Source organism: Leifsonia sp. 10L418, from assembly GCF_056395445.1.
On the sequence record NZ_JBFTJN010000003.1, the window covers coordinates 84,359 to 102,077 of the forward strand.

The window sequence follows — 17,719 nt, forward strand, 5'->3', positions numbered from 1 at the left end:
TCGGACCGACCGGCCCCCAGCTGGGCGTTCACGGTCGACGGAACGCGTGCACCATGAGCTGAACCGCCTCTGTTCCGGGCCGCGATCGGTCGCCCAGAGCGTGCCATTTCTCAGCGACCGCATCCAATTCTGCGCCCGCCTGGGCAAGCTCAACGGCAGTGAGATAGGCGACGGTATCGCCGGAAGTCGCCGCGGTCGCCCACTCTTCGGGCAATTCCTCTGTCACCTCAATGACGCGGTGCAAGGTAGCCGCGTAAACATCCACGATCTGGTGCCGCATGGCTGCCGAAGCCTGCCGAACGCTCGGCGAGGCACCCGCTTCGGCCGGCGAAGTGTCGGTGAAATCATGAGAAGCGCGCCACCAGCGTTCTCGCCTGTCCGAAGCGAGCTCCGGCACTTCCTCTACAAAGCCGAACTCGGCGAGCTTGCCCACGTGATAGCTCAGAGTTCCCGGCGCTTCATCGAACACCTCCGAGAGCAGTCCGACCGTGCGGGGGCCGCCGACGCGCAACTCCCCCAGAATCTGCAGGCGAAGCGGATGCGCCAACGCTCGCATCTGCTTAGCGCTCGTCAGCGAAAGTACGGAGCGCTTGACCGCGGACTCGCCATGCTGTTCTTCAACCATGCAATCAGGATAATTCCACAAGAACTATTGCACAACAGTTATTGTGCTTCGCCTTGCACCGATCTTGTCGAGGCCCTGCTCGTCAACGAGCTGTCCCGGATCGGGCGAAACGGCCAAGGAACGCCGGGCCGGTCGGTCGGCATAACCGAGGTTCATCGCAAGGAGCGTGGCGCGTCGAACCGCCGTCAAATCAACGTGCGCATGACCGCTAGTACCCGGAAGTCAGCCGGAGGGCCAACCCCCGCCCCGACCCATGTGTCCCGCCTGCGCTGCCGCACGGGCGGCGGACTGATCGTCTCGCCCAGAGGGATGGGCCCGGGATCCCGTGTCGAACGCCTCACTACCACCCGGCCCGCAAAACCAAACCATCACAGATTGCACGTCCGGCGCCAAAACATCACGATGTATGCCACTCATCGATCAACCTGATGTTTTCGTGCGTTGGCCAATTCCCCACGGATGTCACACGTGGTTAAACGGAGAAAAGCCCGGCACAGTGTGCCGAGCTTTTCTTCTGAGTGTGGATCCAAGGGGATTCGAACCCCTGACCCCCTGCATGCCATGCAGGTGCGCTACCGGGCTGCGCCATGGACCCTCGTGCTGTTCCTGATCTCTCCGGAACAACTCGTTTAGATTACTACACTCCGCGAGCGAAGCGAAAACCGGCGCGTTACTCGCGCGTGTCGTGAACCGGAAGCTCGATCGGAACGACCGGGCAGTCCTTCCACAGACGCTCGAGACCGTAGTAAACACGCTCTTCCTCGTGGAAAACGTGCACGACGAGGTCACCGAAATCGACGAGGATCCAGCGGCCCTCAGCGCGGCCTTCACGACGCAACGGCTTGTGGCCGGCCTCGATCAGCTTGTCTTCGATCTCACCGGCGATTGCAACAACGTTGCGCTCTGAGCGGCCGGTGACGATGAGGAAGATGTCGGCAAGGGGCAACGGCTCGGACACGTCGATAGCAACGAGATCCTCCCCGGCCTTCGAGTCGGCGGCGGCAGCGGCCACCTGGAGGAGCTCGAGAGCGTGGGCAGAAGCGGTCATCGAATAAATCCCTGAGTTTGTGGTGCTGATATGGATGGCATTAGAAAATATTGAACACGAAGGCACCGACGAACAAGGCGATGACGCCCAGTGCGAGTGCGGCTGCGGTGACGGCAAGCACCGTCGGCAGCCAAACGATTTCTTTCTTCGGTGCGGTCATGACGCCGCGCGTTGAGGTGTGGCTGCTGACGGCGCGACTGGCACTCACCGGGGCGACGTCGGAACCCGCGCCGGCCTCGTCGAGCTGGTCAAGCATGTGGTCGACATCTGCGGAGTCAAACCGGTCAGGATGCGCACCGGTCGAACCGAGACTGCGCGGCAGGTCGATCGAACCGGTGATCAGGATCTCGCCCGTACTGGCGAAAGGTCCCGCGGTGCGATCCTGGTGCGACATGTCGGGCAGGATGAGCGCATTGGTGGTGGTAGGAACTCCCCCGGCGCCGAGGCCGAGAGCGATGATCTGGTCGAACTGGTGAACCTGGTCGAGAGTCCGAGTGTGTTCAGCGACAGCTTCAGAGTCATCGTCGGGGTCAATCGACCAATGCCCGACCGGAGGGTGCAACTCGCGGGGGCCGTCGTCCGAGTCGACCGGGTCAACATCATCAACCAGATCGAGGTCATTGATGAGTTCGGCGTCGTCGATGTCGTCGGCGTCGTCGACGAGGTCGACACTGTCGACGCCATCCGCGCCCTCGCCCGCTTCTTCCTGAGCGGCCTTCAGAGCACGCAGCTCCCGGCGGGTCAGGGTGCGGTCGAGCGAATCGAAGTAGTCGGCGTCGGTCAACTCCGACAGTGAGGAGTCCGCAAGCATTGAGTCAGCAAGCATTGAGTCCGGACGCAGTGAATCAGGAAGAACCGAGACTCGGCGCTCGCCCGCTCGGGGCACAGCGGCAGCTTTCGCGGCGGCTTCGGCCTTCTGGATCAGTTCGGTGAACGATGACTCGGTCGAGCTCGCACGCGGCTCGGTTGAAATCGCTATCGACGCCGTCGCCGGCTCGTCGGAAGATGTAGAGGCATCCTGCTCAGCGGCCAACTCGCGAAGTTGGCGTCGCGTCAGTGGCTGCGGGTTGTTACCCAACGTCATGCCACACTCCGATACAGGTGATGCTTTGAGATGTACTGGACGACCCCGTCGGGAACCAGATACCAAACCGGAAATCCCCGATTGACTCGAGCCCGGCAGTCTGTCGAAGAGATCGCCAAAGCCGGAACTTCCAGCAAGCTTACGTCTTGATCAGGCAATCCCGAAACGCTGAGCTCATGTCCCGGGCGACTCACAGCCACAAAGTGTGCCAGATCCCACAGCTCCTGAACGTCTTTCCAGCTCAGAATCTGCGAGATGGCGTCGGCCCCGGTGATGAAGAAGAGCTCGGCGTCGGGGTGTTCGGCGTGCAGGTCGCGCAGGGTGTCGATCGTGAAGGTCGGGCCGGTGCGATCGATATCTACCCGGCTCACGGTGAACCGCGGGTTCGACGCCGTTGCGATCACCGTCATCAGATAGCGATGCTCAGCGAGCGTCACATCTTCTTTCTGCCACGGGTGTCCGGTCGGCACGAAGACGACCTCGTCGAGATCGAAGCTCTGTGCGACCTCACTCGCGGCAACCAGGTGGCCGTGATGAATCGGATCGAACGTTCCACCCATCACACCAATACGCGGCCGACGCACAGTCACGAAACGAGCGACGCTTTAGTGGCCGCCGTGGCCGTGGGTGCCGCCGTGAGCTGCCGCGTAGGCGTCTGCCTTGGCCTGGTGGCGGTTGGCCACGTCACGGTAGGTCCAGAGCACAGCACCGAGCGCGATGAAGATCACCAGGGCGATCAGACCGTAGGCCCAGGTCGGCATGGGCAGTTCAACGTGCCCGGCTTCGGCCAGAACAGTGGTCACGAAGGACATGAAATTCTCCATTCACAAACGGCGATGAGACGGTGTCGCCGCAACTATCCTAGCGGGGCTACGCACGCACCTGTCCGCTGCCACGCACAATCCACTTGGTGCTGGTGAGCTCCGACAGGCCCATCGGTCCGCGCGCGTGAAGCTTCTGAGTCGAGATCCCGACCTCTGCTCCGAAACCGAATTCGCCGCCGTCGGTGAACCGTGTCGAGGCGTTCACCATGACTGCGGCCGAATCGACCTCGTTCAAGAATCGTTCGGCGTTGGCGAGGTCGTTGGTGATGATCGACTCGGTGTGTCCGGTCGAGTACCGACGGATGTGGTCGATCGCGTCGTCGAGGGAGTCGACGACGGCGACGGCCAGGTCAAGGCTCATGTATTCGGTGGCCCAGTCCTCGTCTGTGGCGGCGACGGCATCCGGGAAGAACGCACGTGCGCGCTCGTCGGCGTGGATGGTGACGCCGCTGGCGGCGAGCCGGTCCAGCACGGCCGGAAGCAGGCGGGCCGCAGCGTTCTCATGGACGAGCAGAGTCTCGAGTGCATTGCAGACACTCGGGCGCTGCACCTTGGAGTTGTGCACGATTTCGACAGCCCACTCCGGCGTGGCGCTGTCATCCAAAAAGATGTGCACGACGCCGGCGCCGGTTTCGATGACGGGCACCGTGGACTCACTGACGACCGTGTTGATCAGGTTCGCACTCCCCCGCGGGATCAGCACGTCGACGCCGCCACGCGCCTTCATCAGCAGGTTCGCCCCCTCGCGCCCGAACTGGTCGATGGTCTGCACCGATTCGGCCGGCAGACCGACGGATGCCAGCGCATCCTGAATCAGCGCGACGAGCACCCGGTTCGAGTTCTCGGCGGCCGAACCGCCGCGCAACACCGCGGCATTGCCGCTCTTCAACGCCAAAGCGGCAATGTCGACCGTCACGTTCGGGCGTGCCTCGTAGATGACGCCGACCACCCCGAACGGCACACGCACCTGGCTGATCTTGATGCCATTCGGCAGGCTGCTGCCGCGCACGATCTGACCGACCGGGTCGGTGAGCAAGGCCACATCGAGCACGGCGACGGCAAGGGATTCGACGCGGGCAGGGTCAAGCCGCAGCCGGTCGAGAAGCCCGGTGCTGAGTCCGTTCGTGACGCCGGCGGTCAGGTCGAGCCCGTTCGCTTCGACGATTGCCGCGACGTTGGCACGCAGCGCCGTCGCAATGGCGACCAATGCCCGGTTCTTGACCTCGGTCGGTGCGGAGGCGAGAGCGAGTGACGCGGTGCGGGCAGCCGAGAGAGTCGGAGTGAGTACGGTGACGGGGTAAGACGACGGCGACATGCCGCCAGTTTACGGGAGCGGGTGACCGCTCGGCACGGCGGCCGGCTCGAACCAGGTGCCGACGTGTTCGCCGCGCAGAGCCTGGGCGACCAGTGTGGTGGAGGTGACGAGAACGGCGGTTCCGGCGTCGGCGGCGATCCGCGCCGCCGAGACCTTCGTGCTGGCCCCGCCCGTGCCGACGCCCGAAGCGCCGGTCGAGCCGAACTCGACGCCGGGCAGCGAGTCGCCGGCCGCAATACGCTCAATGCGTTCCGCACCCGGAAGGTGCGGCGGCTTGGTGTACAGCGCGTCGACGTCGCTGAGCAGAACGAGCACATCCGCCCGGATCAACGTGGCCACCAGCGAGGCCAGCCTGTCGTTGTCGCCGAACCGGATCTCGTGAGTGGCGACGGTGTCGTTCTCGTTGACGATCGGCAGGATGCGCAGCTCAAGCAGGCGTTCCATCGCCCGTTGCGCGTTGCCGCGGTGCGCCGGGTTCTCCAGGTCTCCCGCCGTCAAGAGCACCTGACCGGCGACAATGTCGTAACGGTCGAGGCTGTCTTGATAACGGAAGATCAGCAGGTTCTGACCGACGGATGCAGCGGCCTGCTGGGTCGCCAAATCCGTCGGTCGTGCATCGAGGTTGAGGTAGGGCATGCCGGTGGCGATCGCCCCAGACGAGACGAGAACAACTTCAGAACCGCGGCCGTGAGCCTCGGCCAGGGCGTCGACGAGCGACGCGATGGCTCCGGCATTGTCACCGCTGATCGACGAGGAGCCGACCTTCACGACAATTCGGGCTGCGTTTCGAATGTGTTCCCGCTCGGTCACGCTCACTCCGAGTCGCCCTCCTGGCTGTTGGCGGCGGCCGGAACCGACGCATCAGAGGAATCAGACGCTGACTTTCCGGAGAACTCCTCGCCATCGCTCGGCCAGAGTCCGGCCTCACGCTCACGGATGAGCTCGGCGCGAGCCGCAGCCTTGGCATCCATGCGACCGAAGTACTCCTCGCGACGCTGGTTGCTCGTGCGTCGGGTGCTCTCGTCGAGACGGGTGTCGGTACCGCGCGGGGCGGTAATGAGCTCGGCCGTCGAGGTGAGAGTGGGCTCCCAGTCGAAGACGACGCCGCTGTTGCCCGGCCCGATGATCACGGTCGAACCGGCGACGGCACCGACGCGGAACAGTTCGTTCTCGACGCCGAGCTTGGCCAGACGGTCGGCGAGGAAGCCGACGGCCTCATCATTGGTGAAGTTGGTCTGCTGTACCCAGCGCTCCGGCTTGGTGCCGAGGATGCGGTACGTGTTGCCGAAGGTGCCACCCTCGACCTTGATCACGAAGCCGCCGTCGTCGACAGCAACCGGGCGCAGCACGATCCGGGGCTTCCGAGCCTCGGCGGCGGCGACCTCAGCGCGACCCGCCTCAACCGTTTCGGCGAGGGCGTAGTTGAGCTGCTTGAGGCCTTCGTGGGTGACCGTCGAGATCTCGAAGACGCGGTAGCCACGCGCCTCGAGGTCGGGGCGCAGGAACTCGGCGAGCTCACGGGCTTCCGGAACGTCGATCTTGTTCAAGGCGATGAGCTGCGGGCGCTCAAGCAACGGCTTCTGGCCCTCGGGAACCGGGTAGGCCGCGAGTTCGCCGAGAATGATGTCGAGGTCGCTGATGGGGTCGCGACCCGGGTCAAGCGTCGCGCAGTCGAGAACGTGGAGCAGCGCGGTGCACCGCTCGACGTGGCGCAGGAATTCGAGGCCGAGGCCCTTGCCCTCGCTGGCGCCTTCGATGAGGCCGGGAACGTCGGCCATGGTGTAGCGGGTCTCCCCCGCCTGCACGACGCCGAGGTTCGGCTGCAGGGTGGTGAAGGGGTAGTCGGCAATCTTGGGCCGGGCGGCAGACATTGCTGCGATCAGGCTCGACTTGCCGGCCGAGGGGTAGCCGACGAGTGCGACATCCGCGACGGTCTTCAGCTCAAGGTAGACGTCGCCTTCCCAGCCGTGGGTGCCGAGCAGTGCGAAGCCGGGGGCCTTGCGCTTGAGGGAGGCCAGCGCGGCGTTGCCGAGCCCGCCCTGACCGCCTGGCGCGACGATGAGTCGCAGGCCGGGCTCGTTCATGTCCATCAGCTCGTTGCCGTCGACATCCTTGACAACGGTGCCGAGCGGAACCATCAGCTCACGCATCTCGCCGTTGTGGCCGTTGCGGTGATCGCCCATGCCGGGACCGCCGTTGTCGGAGGTGCGGTGCGGGGAGCGGTGGTAACCGAGGAGGGTGGTGGTCTGCGGGTCTGCGACAAGAACGAGGTCGCCGCCGCTGCCGCCATTGCCGCCGTCGGGGCCGGCTAGTGGCTTGAACTTCTCGCGCTTGACAGAGACACAGCCGTCTCCACCGTTGCCCGCTCGCAGATGTAGCGTGACGTGGTCAACGAATGTGGCCATGATGTGCCCCTTTCAGGTGGCGTAAAAATACGTAAGGGCGAGCCGAAGCCCGCCCCTACGTTCAAAACTTGTGGGTGCCTATTCGGCAGCCACCACAATGTTGACGACCTTGCGGCCGCCCTTTGCGCCGAACTGTACCGAGCCCGCTTCGAGAGCGAACAGGGTGTCGTCGCCGCCACGTCCGACGTTCACGCCGGGGTGGAAGTGGGTGCCACGCTGACGAACGATGATCTCGCCCGCGCTGACAACCTGACCGCCGAAGCGCTTCACGCCGAGGCGCTGTGCGTTGGAGTCACGACCGTTGCGAGTGGAACTCGCGCCTTTTTTGTGTGCCATCTGTACTTCTCCTCAGACCTAGGCGATGCCGGTGATCTGAACGCGCGTGAGCTCCTGACGGTGCCCCTGACGCTTCTTGTAACCGGTCTTGTTCTTGAACTTCTGGATAACGATCTTCGGGCCGCGGAGGTCGTTGAGAACCTCGGCGGTGACCTTGACGTCGGCCAGTGACTTGGAGTCAGAGGTGATCTTGTCGCCGTCGACGAGAAGCACAGCGGCCAGCTCGACGATGCCGTCCTTGTCAGCCTTGATTCGGTCCATCGTAACGATGGTTCCGACCTCTACCTTCTCCTGCCGGCCACCGGCGCGCACAACTGCGTAAACCACTTTAACGTACCTATCTCTGGGGAGCCGGGGGGTCCCGATTCCTATTGTGGAAAGTCACTGGGATGAACGAGTCAGACTGACTCATTGCTTTTCAGAAAACCTTGGCGAAAGTGTGGACCTAAACGTCCAACACACGCCAAGGGTCAACTTTAGCGGTACAAATGCCCCTCGGTCAAACCGACGCACATCCGTAGAATTCGATGATGACCGTGTTGATCGACAAACCACTGTGGCCCGCGCACAACACGCTCTGGTCACATCTTGTCAGTGATTCCTCAATCGAGGAACTTCACACCTTCGCGGCGCAGAACGGCATTCCGCGGCGTGCATTCGATCTCGACCACTACGACGTGCCGGAAGCGCGCTACGACGCTCTGGTGGCCGCTGGGGCGCTTCCGGTGGGCATCCGGGAGCTCGTGACGCGCCTCGCCGCCAGCGGTCTGCGTGTTTCGGGTAAGCAGCGCAAACACGGCTAGACGCCGCGCAACGCAGCTCAGCGCCAGTCAGCGCCACTTAACGCAGAAAGGCGGGCCCGTGAGAATCACGGACCCGCCTTTCTGATGCGACCTTAGGAGTTCTTCGCCTCGGTCGACGGTGCGACAACCGGCTGGGCCGTCTGCGTCGGGCCACCGGCCGTGCTGACGCGACGGCTGCGTGAGCGGCCCTGTCCCGGCTGCTTGGGCTCAGGAAGCGCATCGAGCACCGAGTCGAGCAGCTGGTCGGTGACCTGCTTGCTCACCGTGCGCTTGCCGCGCTGCGACTTGCGCACCGGAATGTCGAGAATCTCGACCGATTCCGTTTCGAGCGACTCGGCGACCGCAGCTGCCTGGGCGGGGGCGGATGCCGGAGCCTCGGTTGTAACAGCGGCGACGGCCGGTGCTGCACCGACGACCGGCACCGAACCGGTGTGGGTGTGCGGAATGGTGCTGGCCGCGATCAGGGCGAGGGCGTGCTTGGCATCCTCGGTGATTCCGTGGGTGCCGTTGCCGGCCTTGGCCGCGTCGGCGTGCGGAGCGGACGAACCAGCGCCGGCGTTGCCGTTGTTGCCCGAGCTGGAGTTGCCGTTGCCACCGTTGCTGTTGCTGTTGCCCGATTTGGAGCGCGGTCGGCGCTCCAGGCTCGGCTGCGCGGTCTGACGGTGCTTGATGACGGGGTCGTGGTGAACGATGATTCCGCGGCCGGCGCAGACCTCACAGTTCTCACTGAACGACTCGAGCAGGCCGAGGCCGAGCTTCTTACGCGTCATCTGCACGAGTCCGAGCGAGGTGACCTCGGCAACCTGGTGCTTCGTGCGGTCGCGGCTCAGGCATTCGATCAGTCGACGCAGCACGAGGTCGCGGTTCGACTCGAGCACCATGTCGATGAAGTCGACGACGATGATGCCGCCGATGTCACGCAGGCGCAGCTGACGAACGATTTCTTCGGCGGCTTCGAGGTTGTTCTTGGTGACGGTCTCTTCGAGGTTTCCGCCCGAACCGACGAACTTGCCGGTGTTGACGTCGACGACGGTCATCGCCTCGGTGCGGTCGATGACGAGCGAGCCACCCGACGGCAGCCAGACCTTGCGGTCGAGCGCCTTCTCGATCTGCTCCGAAATGCGGAACTCGTCGAAGGCATCCTGGGTCGGGTTGTCGTACTTCTCGACGCGCTCGAGCAGGTCGGGGGCGACCTGACGCAGGTAGCTCTCGATGACCTCGCGGGAATCTTCGCCCGAGATGACCATCTTCTGGAAGTCTTCGTTGAAGACGTCGCGCACGATCTTGATCAGGAGGTCGGGTTCGCTGTGCAGCAAGGCGGGAGCCTGCACGGTGTCGACCATCTTGCTGATGACGGCCCACTGGGCGGTCAGGCGGTTCACGTCGAGCGTCAGCTGCTCGTCGGTCGCACCCTCGGCGGCGGTGCGCACGATGACGCCCACATTGTCGGGAAGAACCTCTTTGAGGATCTTTTTCAGACGTGCGCGCTCGGTGTCGGGAAGCTTGCGGCTGATCCCGTTCATCGATCCGTTCGGCACGTACACGAGGTAGCGGCCGGGCAACGAGATCTGGCTGGTCAGACGCGCACCCTTGTGACCGACCGGGTCTTTGGTGACCTGTACGAGAACCTTGTCGCCCGGCTTCAGCGCCAGTTCGATTCGGCGGGCCTGGTTGCCGGTTGTGGAGTTCTCGGCCGCGGCATCCCAGTCGACTTCACCGGAGTAGAGAACCGCGTTGCGGCCGCGTCCGATGTCGACGAAAGCAGCTTCCATGCTCGGAAGCACGTTCTGCACCTTGCCGAGGTAGACGTTTCCGATCAGCGAGGCATCCTGGTTCTTGGCCACGTAGTGCTCGACGAGTACGCCGTCTTCGAGAACACCGATCTGAATCTTGTTGTGCTTGGCACGCACGACCATCGAGCGGTCGACCGATTCGCGGCGGGCCAGAAACTCAGCCTCGGTGATGACCGGACGTCGGCGTCCGGCGTCACGGCCGTCACGACGGCGCTGCTTCTTGGCTTCGAGGCGTGTCGATCCCTTGATGCGCTGCGGCTCGGTGATGAGCTCTGGCTCGCGCGGGGTGCGCACCTTGACCACGGTGTTGGCCGGGTCGTCAGAGCCTGACCGGCCTTCGTCGCCGGAGCGGCGACGGGCACGACGGCGAACCGTCGACGACTCTTCATCGTCATCGTCGTCGCGGCGCGCACTCGTGCGCGGCGGCAGCGGCAGGATGTCGGGCGCCTGGAAGATCAGCGACGTCGTCGGCCGGCGCACCGGGGCTACAGTCTCGGCGTCGGCGGTTGTTTCATCGGTCACAGTCACGCCCTGGTTCGCATCGGGAGTCGGCTTGTCGGCCGACGCGGCGGCGGCCACAAATGCTTGTGCCACCGGATCGTGCTCAATGTCCAACGAGCCAGGCTGAACAACGAGAGCCGACTGAGCCGGGGCGGCCTCAGGCTGCTGCTCAGCGGTGACTGCGGGTACGGATTTACGTGCTGACTTGCGCGTGCCGAAGAGGCCCTTGCGCTTCTTGATTTCGTTGTCTTCCACCATCACTGGTGTGCTCCTTGACCGGTCTGGGCAACCGCGCCGCCCATCCGGGTACTCTCTCGTGCGGAGTTGTCGCTTACGCGTCTCCCCCGCGAATCCTATATTTCGTGTGCAACCGGCTCTTGGCTCTGGCTGCTAATACCTTTGGTCGTGGGACCAATGAATCTGGGCGATTACAGCCCATTAAGCCTTCTCTGGCGTCAGCTTGAGCGCGGCTCAAGCGACTTCCTCGATTATCGCATGCAAACGTGAGATCGTGCGCGCGCCACATGACATAATCCCAGGGTGTCCCTCAGCGAACTGTCCAAGCGCCCGCGCGGCCTTGCCCTTTTTCTCATCATCGCCGGCGTCATCGGCTTCGGAGCAGCGTTCGCCCTGACTCTCGACAAAATTCATCTGCTCGAGAACCCCGACGCCCAGCTCTCCTGCAATTTCAGTGTTCTGATCGGCTGCAGCACCAACCTGGCTTCGTGGCAGGGCTCGCTGTTTGGATTCCCCAACCCGTTGATCGGGATCGCCGCCTGGAGCGTCGTCATCACGATCGGAGTGGCGATTCTCGCCGGGGCGCGGTTCGCCCGCTGGTACTGGATCGGCTTCAACGTGGGGGTGACCGGCGCGCTTGCCTTCGTCATCTGGTTGATCATTCAGAGCATCTACGTGCTCGACATCCTGTGCCCGTGGTGCATGGTGACCTGGTCGGTGACGATCCCGACGTTCCTGGCGGTCACGCTGTACAACCTGAAAACCGGACATATTCCGGTTCCGGAATTCTTCAGGCGCCGAGCAGAAATCGCGTACTCCTGGATCTTCGTGATCACCATCGCCTGTTACATCGTCGTCGCGATCTTCGCGCAGCTCCAAATGGACGTCTTGCACCGACTCTGATCCGCGCTTAACGCCCGCGAGACTGCAGTTGTGGTCTCTCTGAACGAGTGAGAGCGACCACAACTGCAGTCTCGCGGAGGTATTGCGGGGCTTGAGGCTACTTGAACCAGAGGGCCAGTTCGCGAGTCGCCGACTCGGGCGAGTCGGAACCGTGAACCAGGTTCTGCTGAACCTTGAGGCCCCAGTCGCGGCCCAGGTCGCCACGGATCGTTCCCGGCGCAGCCAGCGTCGGGTCGGTCGTGCCGGCCAGAACGCGGAAACCCTCGATGACGCGGTTGCCCGCGACGCGGATCGCGACGACAGGACCGCTCTCCATGAACTCGACGAGCGGGATGTAGAACGGCTTGCCTTCGTGCTCGGCATAGTGAGTGGCGAGCAGCGCACGGTCGGCCTGAATCAGCTTGATATCGACCAGGGAGTAGCCCTTGGCCTCGATGCGACGCAGGATCTCGCCGGTCAGGTTACGGGCGACGCCGTCGGGCTTCACCAAAACCAGGGTTTCTTCGATCTGGGTACTCATGCGATCTCCTTCTGATGATCTATTCTCGAGCCGTTGACCATGCAGTAGACCCACATGGCGGCAAAAATTGCGCCAATGAAAAACATCACCGGATTGAGGAATCCGGACAAAACGATGATCGCCTGGATGGCCCAGCCGACCGCGTACGCCCACTGGTACTGCAGCAGCGCGATGGTGGCGAGCATGATCACGCAGAGCAGCGCTCCGCCACCGAGCGCGAAGACGGGTGGCAATGCGCCGAGTCCGAAGAAGACCAATGCGGCCAGGAAGACCACGATCGTCTCGAAGCCGAGCACGATCGACGCCAACGATCGTTTGACCGAACGGGGCCGGGCGGGGCGCGGAGCGCCGGAGGCGCCGCTGGCGTCTGAACTCACTTGGCCATCCAATCGTGTGACTCTGCCACGGCAATCGCCTCACCGATCAGGGTGATCGATCCGGTGACGACGACGGCTCGGCGCGGCACCTCGCTCGCCCAGTCCCGTGCAGCCTCGAGGGCTTCGGCGATGTCGCCGTGACGGAAGGTGTTCTCGTCTCCGGTCAGCTCAGCGACCAGGTCGGCGAGTTCGTCGACCGCGATCGCTCGCTCTGAGTGCGACTGCGTGACGTGGAAGCGGGTGGCCATCGGCGCGAGCGTCGTGACAATTCCGGCCGCATCCTTGTCGGTGAGCACACCGAGCACGACCGCGATCTCGTCGAAGTCGAAGTAGCTGCCGACGGCGTCGACGAGTGCCGCCGCCCCGTGGGGGTTGTGCGCGGCATCCACCAGAACCGTCGGCTCGATGCCGACCAACTGCAGGCGTCCGGCCGAACTGGCCGTGGCCAGCCCCTCGGCGAGGAGGTCGCCGACGAGCATCTGCGTGCCGGCGCCGAGGAACGACTCGACAGCCGCAATCGCCACCGCGGCGTTCTGCGCCTGGTGCGTGCCATACATCGGCAGGAACAGGTCGGAGTAGGTGCCGGCGAGGCCGCGCACGGAGATCAGCTGCCCACCGACGGCGATCTTCGAGTCGAGAAGCTCGAAGGCGTCGCCTTCGGCCGAGAGACGCGATTCGGTCAGGTCGGCGGCGCGCTGCAACTCGCTCTGCACGTCGCTGGTCTGACGTGCCGACACGATCGCCGCCGCCGGCTTGATGATTCCCGCCTTGGTGCGGGCGATCTCGGCGGGCGTGCTGCCGAGTCGGTTCATGTGGTCGAGCGCGATCGGGGTGAAGACGGCAACCTGGCCGTCGGCCACGTTCGTGGAGTCCCACTCGCCGCCCATCCCGACCTCGATCACCGCGACATCCACCGGAGCGTCGGCGAAACAGGCGAACGCCAACACCGTGAGCGCCTCGAAGAAAGTGAGCGGCTCGTCGCCGGCGGCGATCAACTCAGCGTCGACCATCTGCAGGTACGGGGTCACGTCGGCCCAGTTCGCGGCGAGCATCTCGTCGCTGATCGGCTCACCGTCGATGACGATGCGCTCGTTCAATCGCACCAGGTGCGGGCTGGTCATCAATCCGGTGCGCAGGCCGTAGGCGCGCAGGATGCTTTCGGCGATCCGGCTGGTGCTCGTCTTGCCGTTGGTGCCGGTGATGTGAATGATCGGGTACGAGGTCTGCGGGTCGCCCAGCAGATCGAGAACCCGACGGGTGGGCTCGAGGCGGGGCTGCGGAGCAGACTCGCCGACCCGGGCGAGCAATGCGGTGAACACGGCATCCCCGGCCTCACGCCAGTCGTCGTTCAGGTCGTCAGACATTGAAAAGTCCGTTCTCTCGGGCCACTGCAACAATCAGCGGTCCCTGGTTGACGTAGTGCTCTGCGTCGAAACGCACGTAGTGTTCGACCACCGCTCCGGTGACCGCGGGCAGCCATTCCGACGGCACGACGTTCGCCACGGCGGCGGCGTCGAACCCGGTCGAGGCGCTGTGCACGCTGAAGTCGACGGCCAAGGTCTCCCCCGCCACGTCGACGCTCACCGCGCGGGCAAACGAGTCGGCGTCATCCTGGCTGAAGAAGACCAGGTCGAGACGGATGCGGTCGCTCACCTCGAAGCCGGCCGACTTGCGGGTGTCCTGCACGCCACGAATGACGTCGCGGGCGAAACCTTCAGACTCCAGCTCTGGCGTGGTCACGGTGTCGAGAAGCGCGAATCCACCACCCGGAAGCAGCGCGAGGGCAGAGTCTGCCGCACCGGATTCCTGGCTGGTGGCCAGCGCCAGTTCGTACTCGCCTTCCACCAACGCGATTCCACCGGCGGTGACGACGCCGTCGAGCTCGCTCCAGTCGCCCGTGCGGGCGGCCTGGATGACCTGCTGCACGTTCTTGCCCAGACGGGGTCCGGCGGCACGGGCGTTGACGGTCAGTTTCGACGTGATGCCGTAGGCGGAGGCGCTGTCGTCGGCGAGCTCGACGAGGTCGATGTTCTTGACGTTGAGCTCTTCGCGCAGGATCGCGTCGAACGGGGCGAGTGCGGCGATGTTCGACGTGACGACGGTCAGCGTGGCCAGCGGTAGGCGCACGCGAAGGCCGGCCTGCTTGCGCAGCGACAGCACGGTCGAGCTGATCGCCCGAACCTGGTCCATCGCCGTGACAAGGGTGGCGTCGGCCGGGAAGGCCGAGGCGTCGGGCCAGTCGGTCAGGTGCACGCTGCGCCCACCGGTCAGACCCTGCCAGATGCGCTCGGAGATGAGCGGGAGCAGCGGGGCGGCGACACGGGTGACCGTTTCCAGCACCGTGTACAGGGTGTCGAAGGCGTCACTGCCGGTGCCGTCTTCTGCGACCCCATCCCAGAACCGGTCGCGGGAGCGACGCACGTACCAGTTGGTCAGCACGTCGGCGAAGTCGCGCAGGCGGCCGGCCGCGAGGGTGCTGTCGAGCAGCTCGAGGTCATTGCCGACCTCGTCGATCAGGTCCCGGGTCTTGGCCAGCAGGTAGCGGTCGAGCACATCGGTCGAGTCGGTGCGCCAGGTGGCGGTGTAGCCGTTCTCGCCCGACGCGTTGGCGTAGAGGGAGAAGAAGTACCAGGTGCTCCAGAGCGGCAGCATCACCTGACGCACGCCCTCACGGATGCCCTCCTCGGTGACGACGAGGTTGCCACCACGCAGCACGGGGGAACTCATCAGGAACCAGCGCATCGCATCCGAGCCGTCGCGGTCGAAGACCTCGTTGACGTCGGGATAATTGCGCAGCGACTTCGACATCTTCTGGCCGTCGTTGCCGAGCACGATGCCGTGACTGACGACGTTCTTGAATGCCGGACGGTCGAACAGCGCCGTGGAGAGCACGTGCAGCACGTAGAACCAGCCACGGGTCTGCCCGATGTACTCGACGATGAAGTCGGCCGGGTTGTGGCTGTCGAACCATTCCTGGTTCTCGAAGGGATAGTGAGCCTGGGCGAACGGCATCGAACCGGAGTCGAACCAGACGTCGAGCACGTCGCTGATGCGGCGCATGGTGGACTGGCCGGTCGGGTCGTCGGGGTTCGGCCGGGTCAGCTCGTCGATGTACGGGCGGTGCAGGTCGGTGGGGCGCACGCCGAAGTCGGCTTCGAGTTCGTCGAGCGAACCGTAGACGTCGATGCGCGGGTATTCGGGGTTGTCGCTCTTCCAGACCGGGATGGGCGAACCCCAGTACCGGTTGCGGCTGATCGACCAGTCGCGTGCGTTGGCGACCCACTTGCCGAACTGGCCGTCTTTGACGTTGTCGGGAACCCAGTTGATGTCCTGGTTCAACTCGACCATGCGGTCGCGGATCTGGGTCACGCGCACGAACCAGCTCGAGACGGCCTTGTAGATCAGCGGGTTGCGGCAGCGCCAGCAGTGCGGGTACGAGTGCTCGTAGCTGGCCTGGCGGAGGAGGCGCCCTTCGGCCTTCAGCAGCTGGGTGAGCGGCTTGTTGGCGTCAGACCACAGCTGGCCGGCGACCTCGGTCACCTCGGGCAGGAACTTTCCGCCGTCATCGAGAGAGAGGATGACGGGGATACCGGCGGCCTCACAGACCTTCTGGTCTTCCTCACCGTAGGCGGGAGCCTGGTGCACGATTCCGGTACCGTCGGCGGTCGTGACGTAGTCGGCGAGCAGGATCGTCCAGGCGTTCTCGGTGCCCCACTCCGCGGTGTCGGCGTAGTAGTCGAACAGGCGGTCGTAGGAGACGCCTTCCAGCTCGCTGCCCGAGACGGTGCGCGAAACGGCGGCGAGTGCCTCTTCTGCGCTGTCGTAACCGAGGTCCTTCGCGTAGTTGCCGACGAGGTCGATCGCCAGCATGTACTCGGCGCCGAGCACCTCGGTGGCTCCGCCGTCGTGTGAGGAGGCAGCGTCTTCGCGCAGCACCGTCGCATCCGGTGTGCCGTTCGGTCCGGCCGGCAGCACAGCGTACTGGATGGCCGGGCCCACCGCGAGGGCGAAGTTGGTCGGCAGGGTCCACGGCGTCGTCGTCCAGGCGAGAGCGCGCACGGCGGTCAGGCCGAGGCTTTCTGCCTTCGTGCCGATCAGCGGGAACGTGACGGTGACCGTCTGGTCCTGGCGCATCTTGTAGACGTCGTCGTCCATGCGCAGTTCGTGGTTCGACAGCGGGGTCTGGTCTCGCCAGCAGTACGGGAGCACACGGTAGCCCTCGTAGGCGAGGCCTTTCTCGTGCAGCTGCTTGAACGCCCAGATCACCGACTCCATGAAGGTGATGTCAAGCGTCTTGTAGTCGTTGTCGAAGTCCACCCAGCGCGCCTGGCGGGTGACGTAGTCCTGCCATTCGTGCGTGTACTTGAGCACCGAGTCGCGTGCGACCTCGTTGAAGGCGGCGAGGCCCATCTCCTCGATCTGGCTCTTGTCGGTGATTCCGAGCTGCCGCTCGGCCTCGAGCTCGGCGGGCAGGCCGTGGGTGTCCCAGCCGAAGCGGCGGTGCACCTGCTTGCCGCGCATGGTCTGGAAGCGCGGGAAGAGGTCTTTCGCGTAGCCGGTCAGCAGGTGGCCGTAGTGCGGCAGCCCGTTCGCGAAGGGCGGGCCGTCGTAGAAGACCCACTCCGGGGCATCCTCGCGGTTGTCGATCGACGCCTGGAAGGTGTTGTCCTGCTTCCAGTAGGCGAGAACCTCGGTCTCGATCTCCGGAAAGTTCGGCGAGGCGACAACGCCGGGCTGAACAGCCTGGCCGAATGCGCCCATCGACTCGGGAGCGGGGGTTGAGCCATCTGAAGAGCTCGGGGTCTGACCCTGGGGGTACGTCATGGTTCTCCTGGACGAGTTGGCTCTGCAGCCCTTGTTCCACGAGGACGAACGATTCTCGCCTCGAGAACCGCCGCGGTACCACCTCGCTTGCCGCCGCTTAACCCAGATTCAGATCAGCCGACGA

Annotated in this window: 17 protein-coding genes and 1 tRNA gene; 2 read left to right on the forward strand and 16 right to left on the reverse strand. The window is 64.5% G+C overall.

Annotated elements, in window-relative coordinates:
* Window positions 1-28: 28 nt before the first annotated feature.
* The 11 genes from AC1DCF_RS08320 to rplU all read right to left on the reverse strand — a co-directional run bounded on the left by AC1DCF_RS08320 (window position 29) and on the right by rplU (window position 7,964).
* Window positions 29-625, reverse strand: coding sequence for an ArsR/SmtB family transcription factor (locus tag AC1DCF_RS08320; protein WP_477210605.1), 597 nt, complete (start codon window positions 623-625; stop codon window positions 29-31).
* Between the two features lie 521 nt (window positions 626-1,146).
* Window positions 1,147-1,220: transfer RNA gene (locus AC1DCF_RS08325), tRNA-Ala, on the reverse strand.
* Window positions 1,221-1,295: 75 nt separating this feature from the next.
* A complete protein-coding gene (gene rsfS / locus AC1DCF_RS08330; RefSeq protein ID WP_441792297.1) occupies window positions 1,296-1,673 on the reverse strand; it encodes a ribosome silencing factor in 378 nt (125 codons plus the stop codon).
* Window positions 1,674-1,713: 40 nt separating this feature from the next.
* Window positions 1,714-2,757: a hypothetical protein gene (locus tag AC1DCF_RS08335; protein ID WP_441792296.1), complete on the reverse strand. Its 1,044-nt coding sequence runs from the start codon at window positions 2,755-2,757 to the stop codon at window positions 1,714-1,716.
* A complete protein-coding gene (gene nadD, locus AC1DCF_RS08340; RefSeq protein ID WP_441792295.1) occupies window positions 2,754-3,347 on the reverse strand; it encodes a nicotinate-nucleotide adenylyltransferase in 594 nt (197 codons plus the stop codon). The genes AC1DCF_RS08335 and nadD overlap by 4 nt, the downstream gene beginning before the upstream one ends.
* Before the next feature lie 15 nt (window positions 3,348-3,362).
* On the reverse strand, window positions 3,363-3,569 hold the full coding sequence (locus AC1DCF_RS08345; protein WP_441792294.1) for a hypothetical protein: 207 nt from the start codon (window positions 3,567-3,569) through the stop codon (window positions 3,363-3,365).
* Between the two features lie 58 nt (window positions 3,570-3,627).
* Complete coding sequence (locus tag AC1DCF_RS08350) at window positions 3,628-4,896, reverse strand: glutamate-5-semialdehyde dehydrogenase (protein ID WP_477210606.1); 1,269 nt, start codon at window positions 4,894-4,896, stop codon at window positions 3,628-3,630.
* Between the two features lie 9 nt (window positions 4,897-4,905).
* Window positions 4,906-5,712, reverse strand: coding sequence for a glutamate 5-kinase (gene proB / locus AC1DCF_RS08355; protein ID WP_477210607.1), 807 nt, complete (start codon window positions 5,710-5,712; stop codon window positions 4,906-4,908).
* A complete protein-coding gene (gene obgE, locus AC1DCF_RS08360) occupies window positions 5,709-7,301 on the reverse strand; it encodes a GTPase ObgE (RefSeq protein WP_441792291.1) in 1,593 nt (530 codons plus the stop codon). The genes proB and obgE overlap by 4 nt, the downstream gene beginning before the upstream one ends.
* A 78-nt stretch (window positions 7,302-7,379) precedes the next feature.
* Entirely contained in the window at window positions 7,380-7,637 is a 258-nt protein-coding gene (gene rpmA / locus AC1DCF_RS08365; RefSeq protein WP_092323831.1) for a 50S ribosomal protein L27, read from the reverse strand.
* Window positions 7,638-7,655: 18 nt separating this feature from the next.
* Window positions 7,656-7,964, reverse strand: coding sequence for a 50S ribosomal protein L21 (rplU, locus tag AC1DCF_RS08370; RefSeq protein ID WP_441792290.1), 309 nt, complete (start codon window positions 7,962-7,964; stop codon window positions 7,656-7,658).
* Window positions 7,965-8,167: 203 nt separating this feature from the next.
* On the opposite strand from rplU, the gene AC1DCF_RS08375 reads away from it, so the two are divergent.
* Entirely contained in the window at window positions 8,168-8,440 is a 273-nt protein-coding gene (locus tag AC1DCF_RS08375) for a DUF4031 domain-containing protein (protein WP_477210608.1), read from the forward strand.
* A 92-nt stretch (window positions 8,441-8,532) separates the two neighbouring features.
* On the opposite strand, the gene AC1DCF_RS08380 is transcribed toward AC1DCF_RS08375, so the two are convergent.
* Window positions 8,533-10,992, reverse strand: a complete 2,460-nt coding sequence (locus AC1DCF_RS08380; RefSeq protein WP_477210913.1) for an Rne/Rng family ribonuclease — start codon at window positions 10,990-10,992, stop codon at window positions 8,533-8,535.
* Between the two features lie 282 nt (window positions 10,993-11,274).
* Between AC1DCF_RS08380 and AC1DCF_RS08385 the strand changes: the two genes are divergently transcribed.
* Complete coding sequence (locus AC1DCF_RS08385; protein WP_477210609.1) at window positions 11,275-11,874, forward strand: vitamin K epoxide reductase family protein; 600 nt, start codon at window positions 11,275-11,277, stop codon at window positions 11,872-11,874.
* Between the two features lie 97 nt (window positions 11,875-11,971).
* On the opposite strand, the gene ndk is transcribed toward AC1DCF_RS08385, so the two are convergent.
* From ndk to ileS, 4 genes are read right to left on the reverse strand one after another with little or no spacing between them, the layout of a single operon-like run.
* Window positions 11,972-12,394, reverse strand: coding sequence for a nucleoside-diphosphate kinase (gene ndk, locus AC1DCF_RS08390; RefSeq protein WP_477210610.1), 423 nt, complete (start codon window positions 12,392-12,394; stop codon window positions 11,972-11,974).
* On the reverse strand, window positions 12,391-12,771 hold the full coding sequence (locus tag AC1DCF_RS08395) for a DUF4233 domain-containing protein (protein WP_441792285.1): 381 nt from the start codon (window positions 12,769-12,771) through the stop codon (window positions 12,391-12,393). Before AC1DCF_RS08395 ends, ndk begins: the two co-directional genes overlap by 4 nt.
* Window positions 12,768-14,135: a bifunctional folylpolyglutamate synthase/dihydrofolate synthase gene (locus tag AC1DCF_RS08400; RefSeq protein WP_477210611.1), complete on the reverse strand. Its 1,368-nt coding sequence runs from the start codon at window positions 14,133-14,135 to the stop codon at window positions 12,768-12,770. The genes AC1DCF_RS08395 and AC1DCF_RS08400 overlap by 4 nt, the downstream gene beginning before the upstream one ends.
* A complete protein-coding gene (gene ileS, locus AC1DCF_RS08405) occupies window positions 14,128-17,595 on the reverse strand; it encodes an isoleucine--tRNA ligase (protein WP_477210612.1) in 3,468 nt (1,155 codons plus the stop codon). Before ileS ends, AC1DCF_RS08400 begins: the two co-directional genes overlap by 8 nt.
* Window positions 17,596-17,719: the final 124 nt, after the last annotated feature.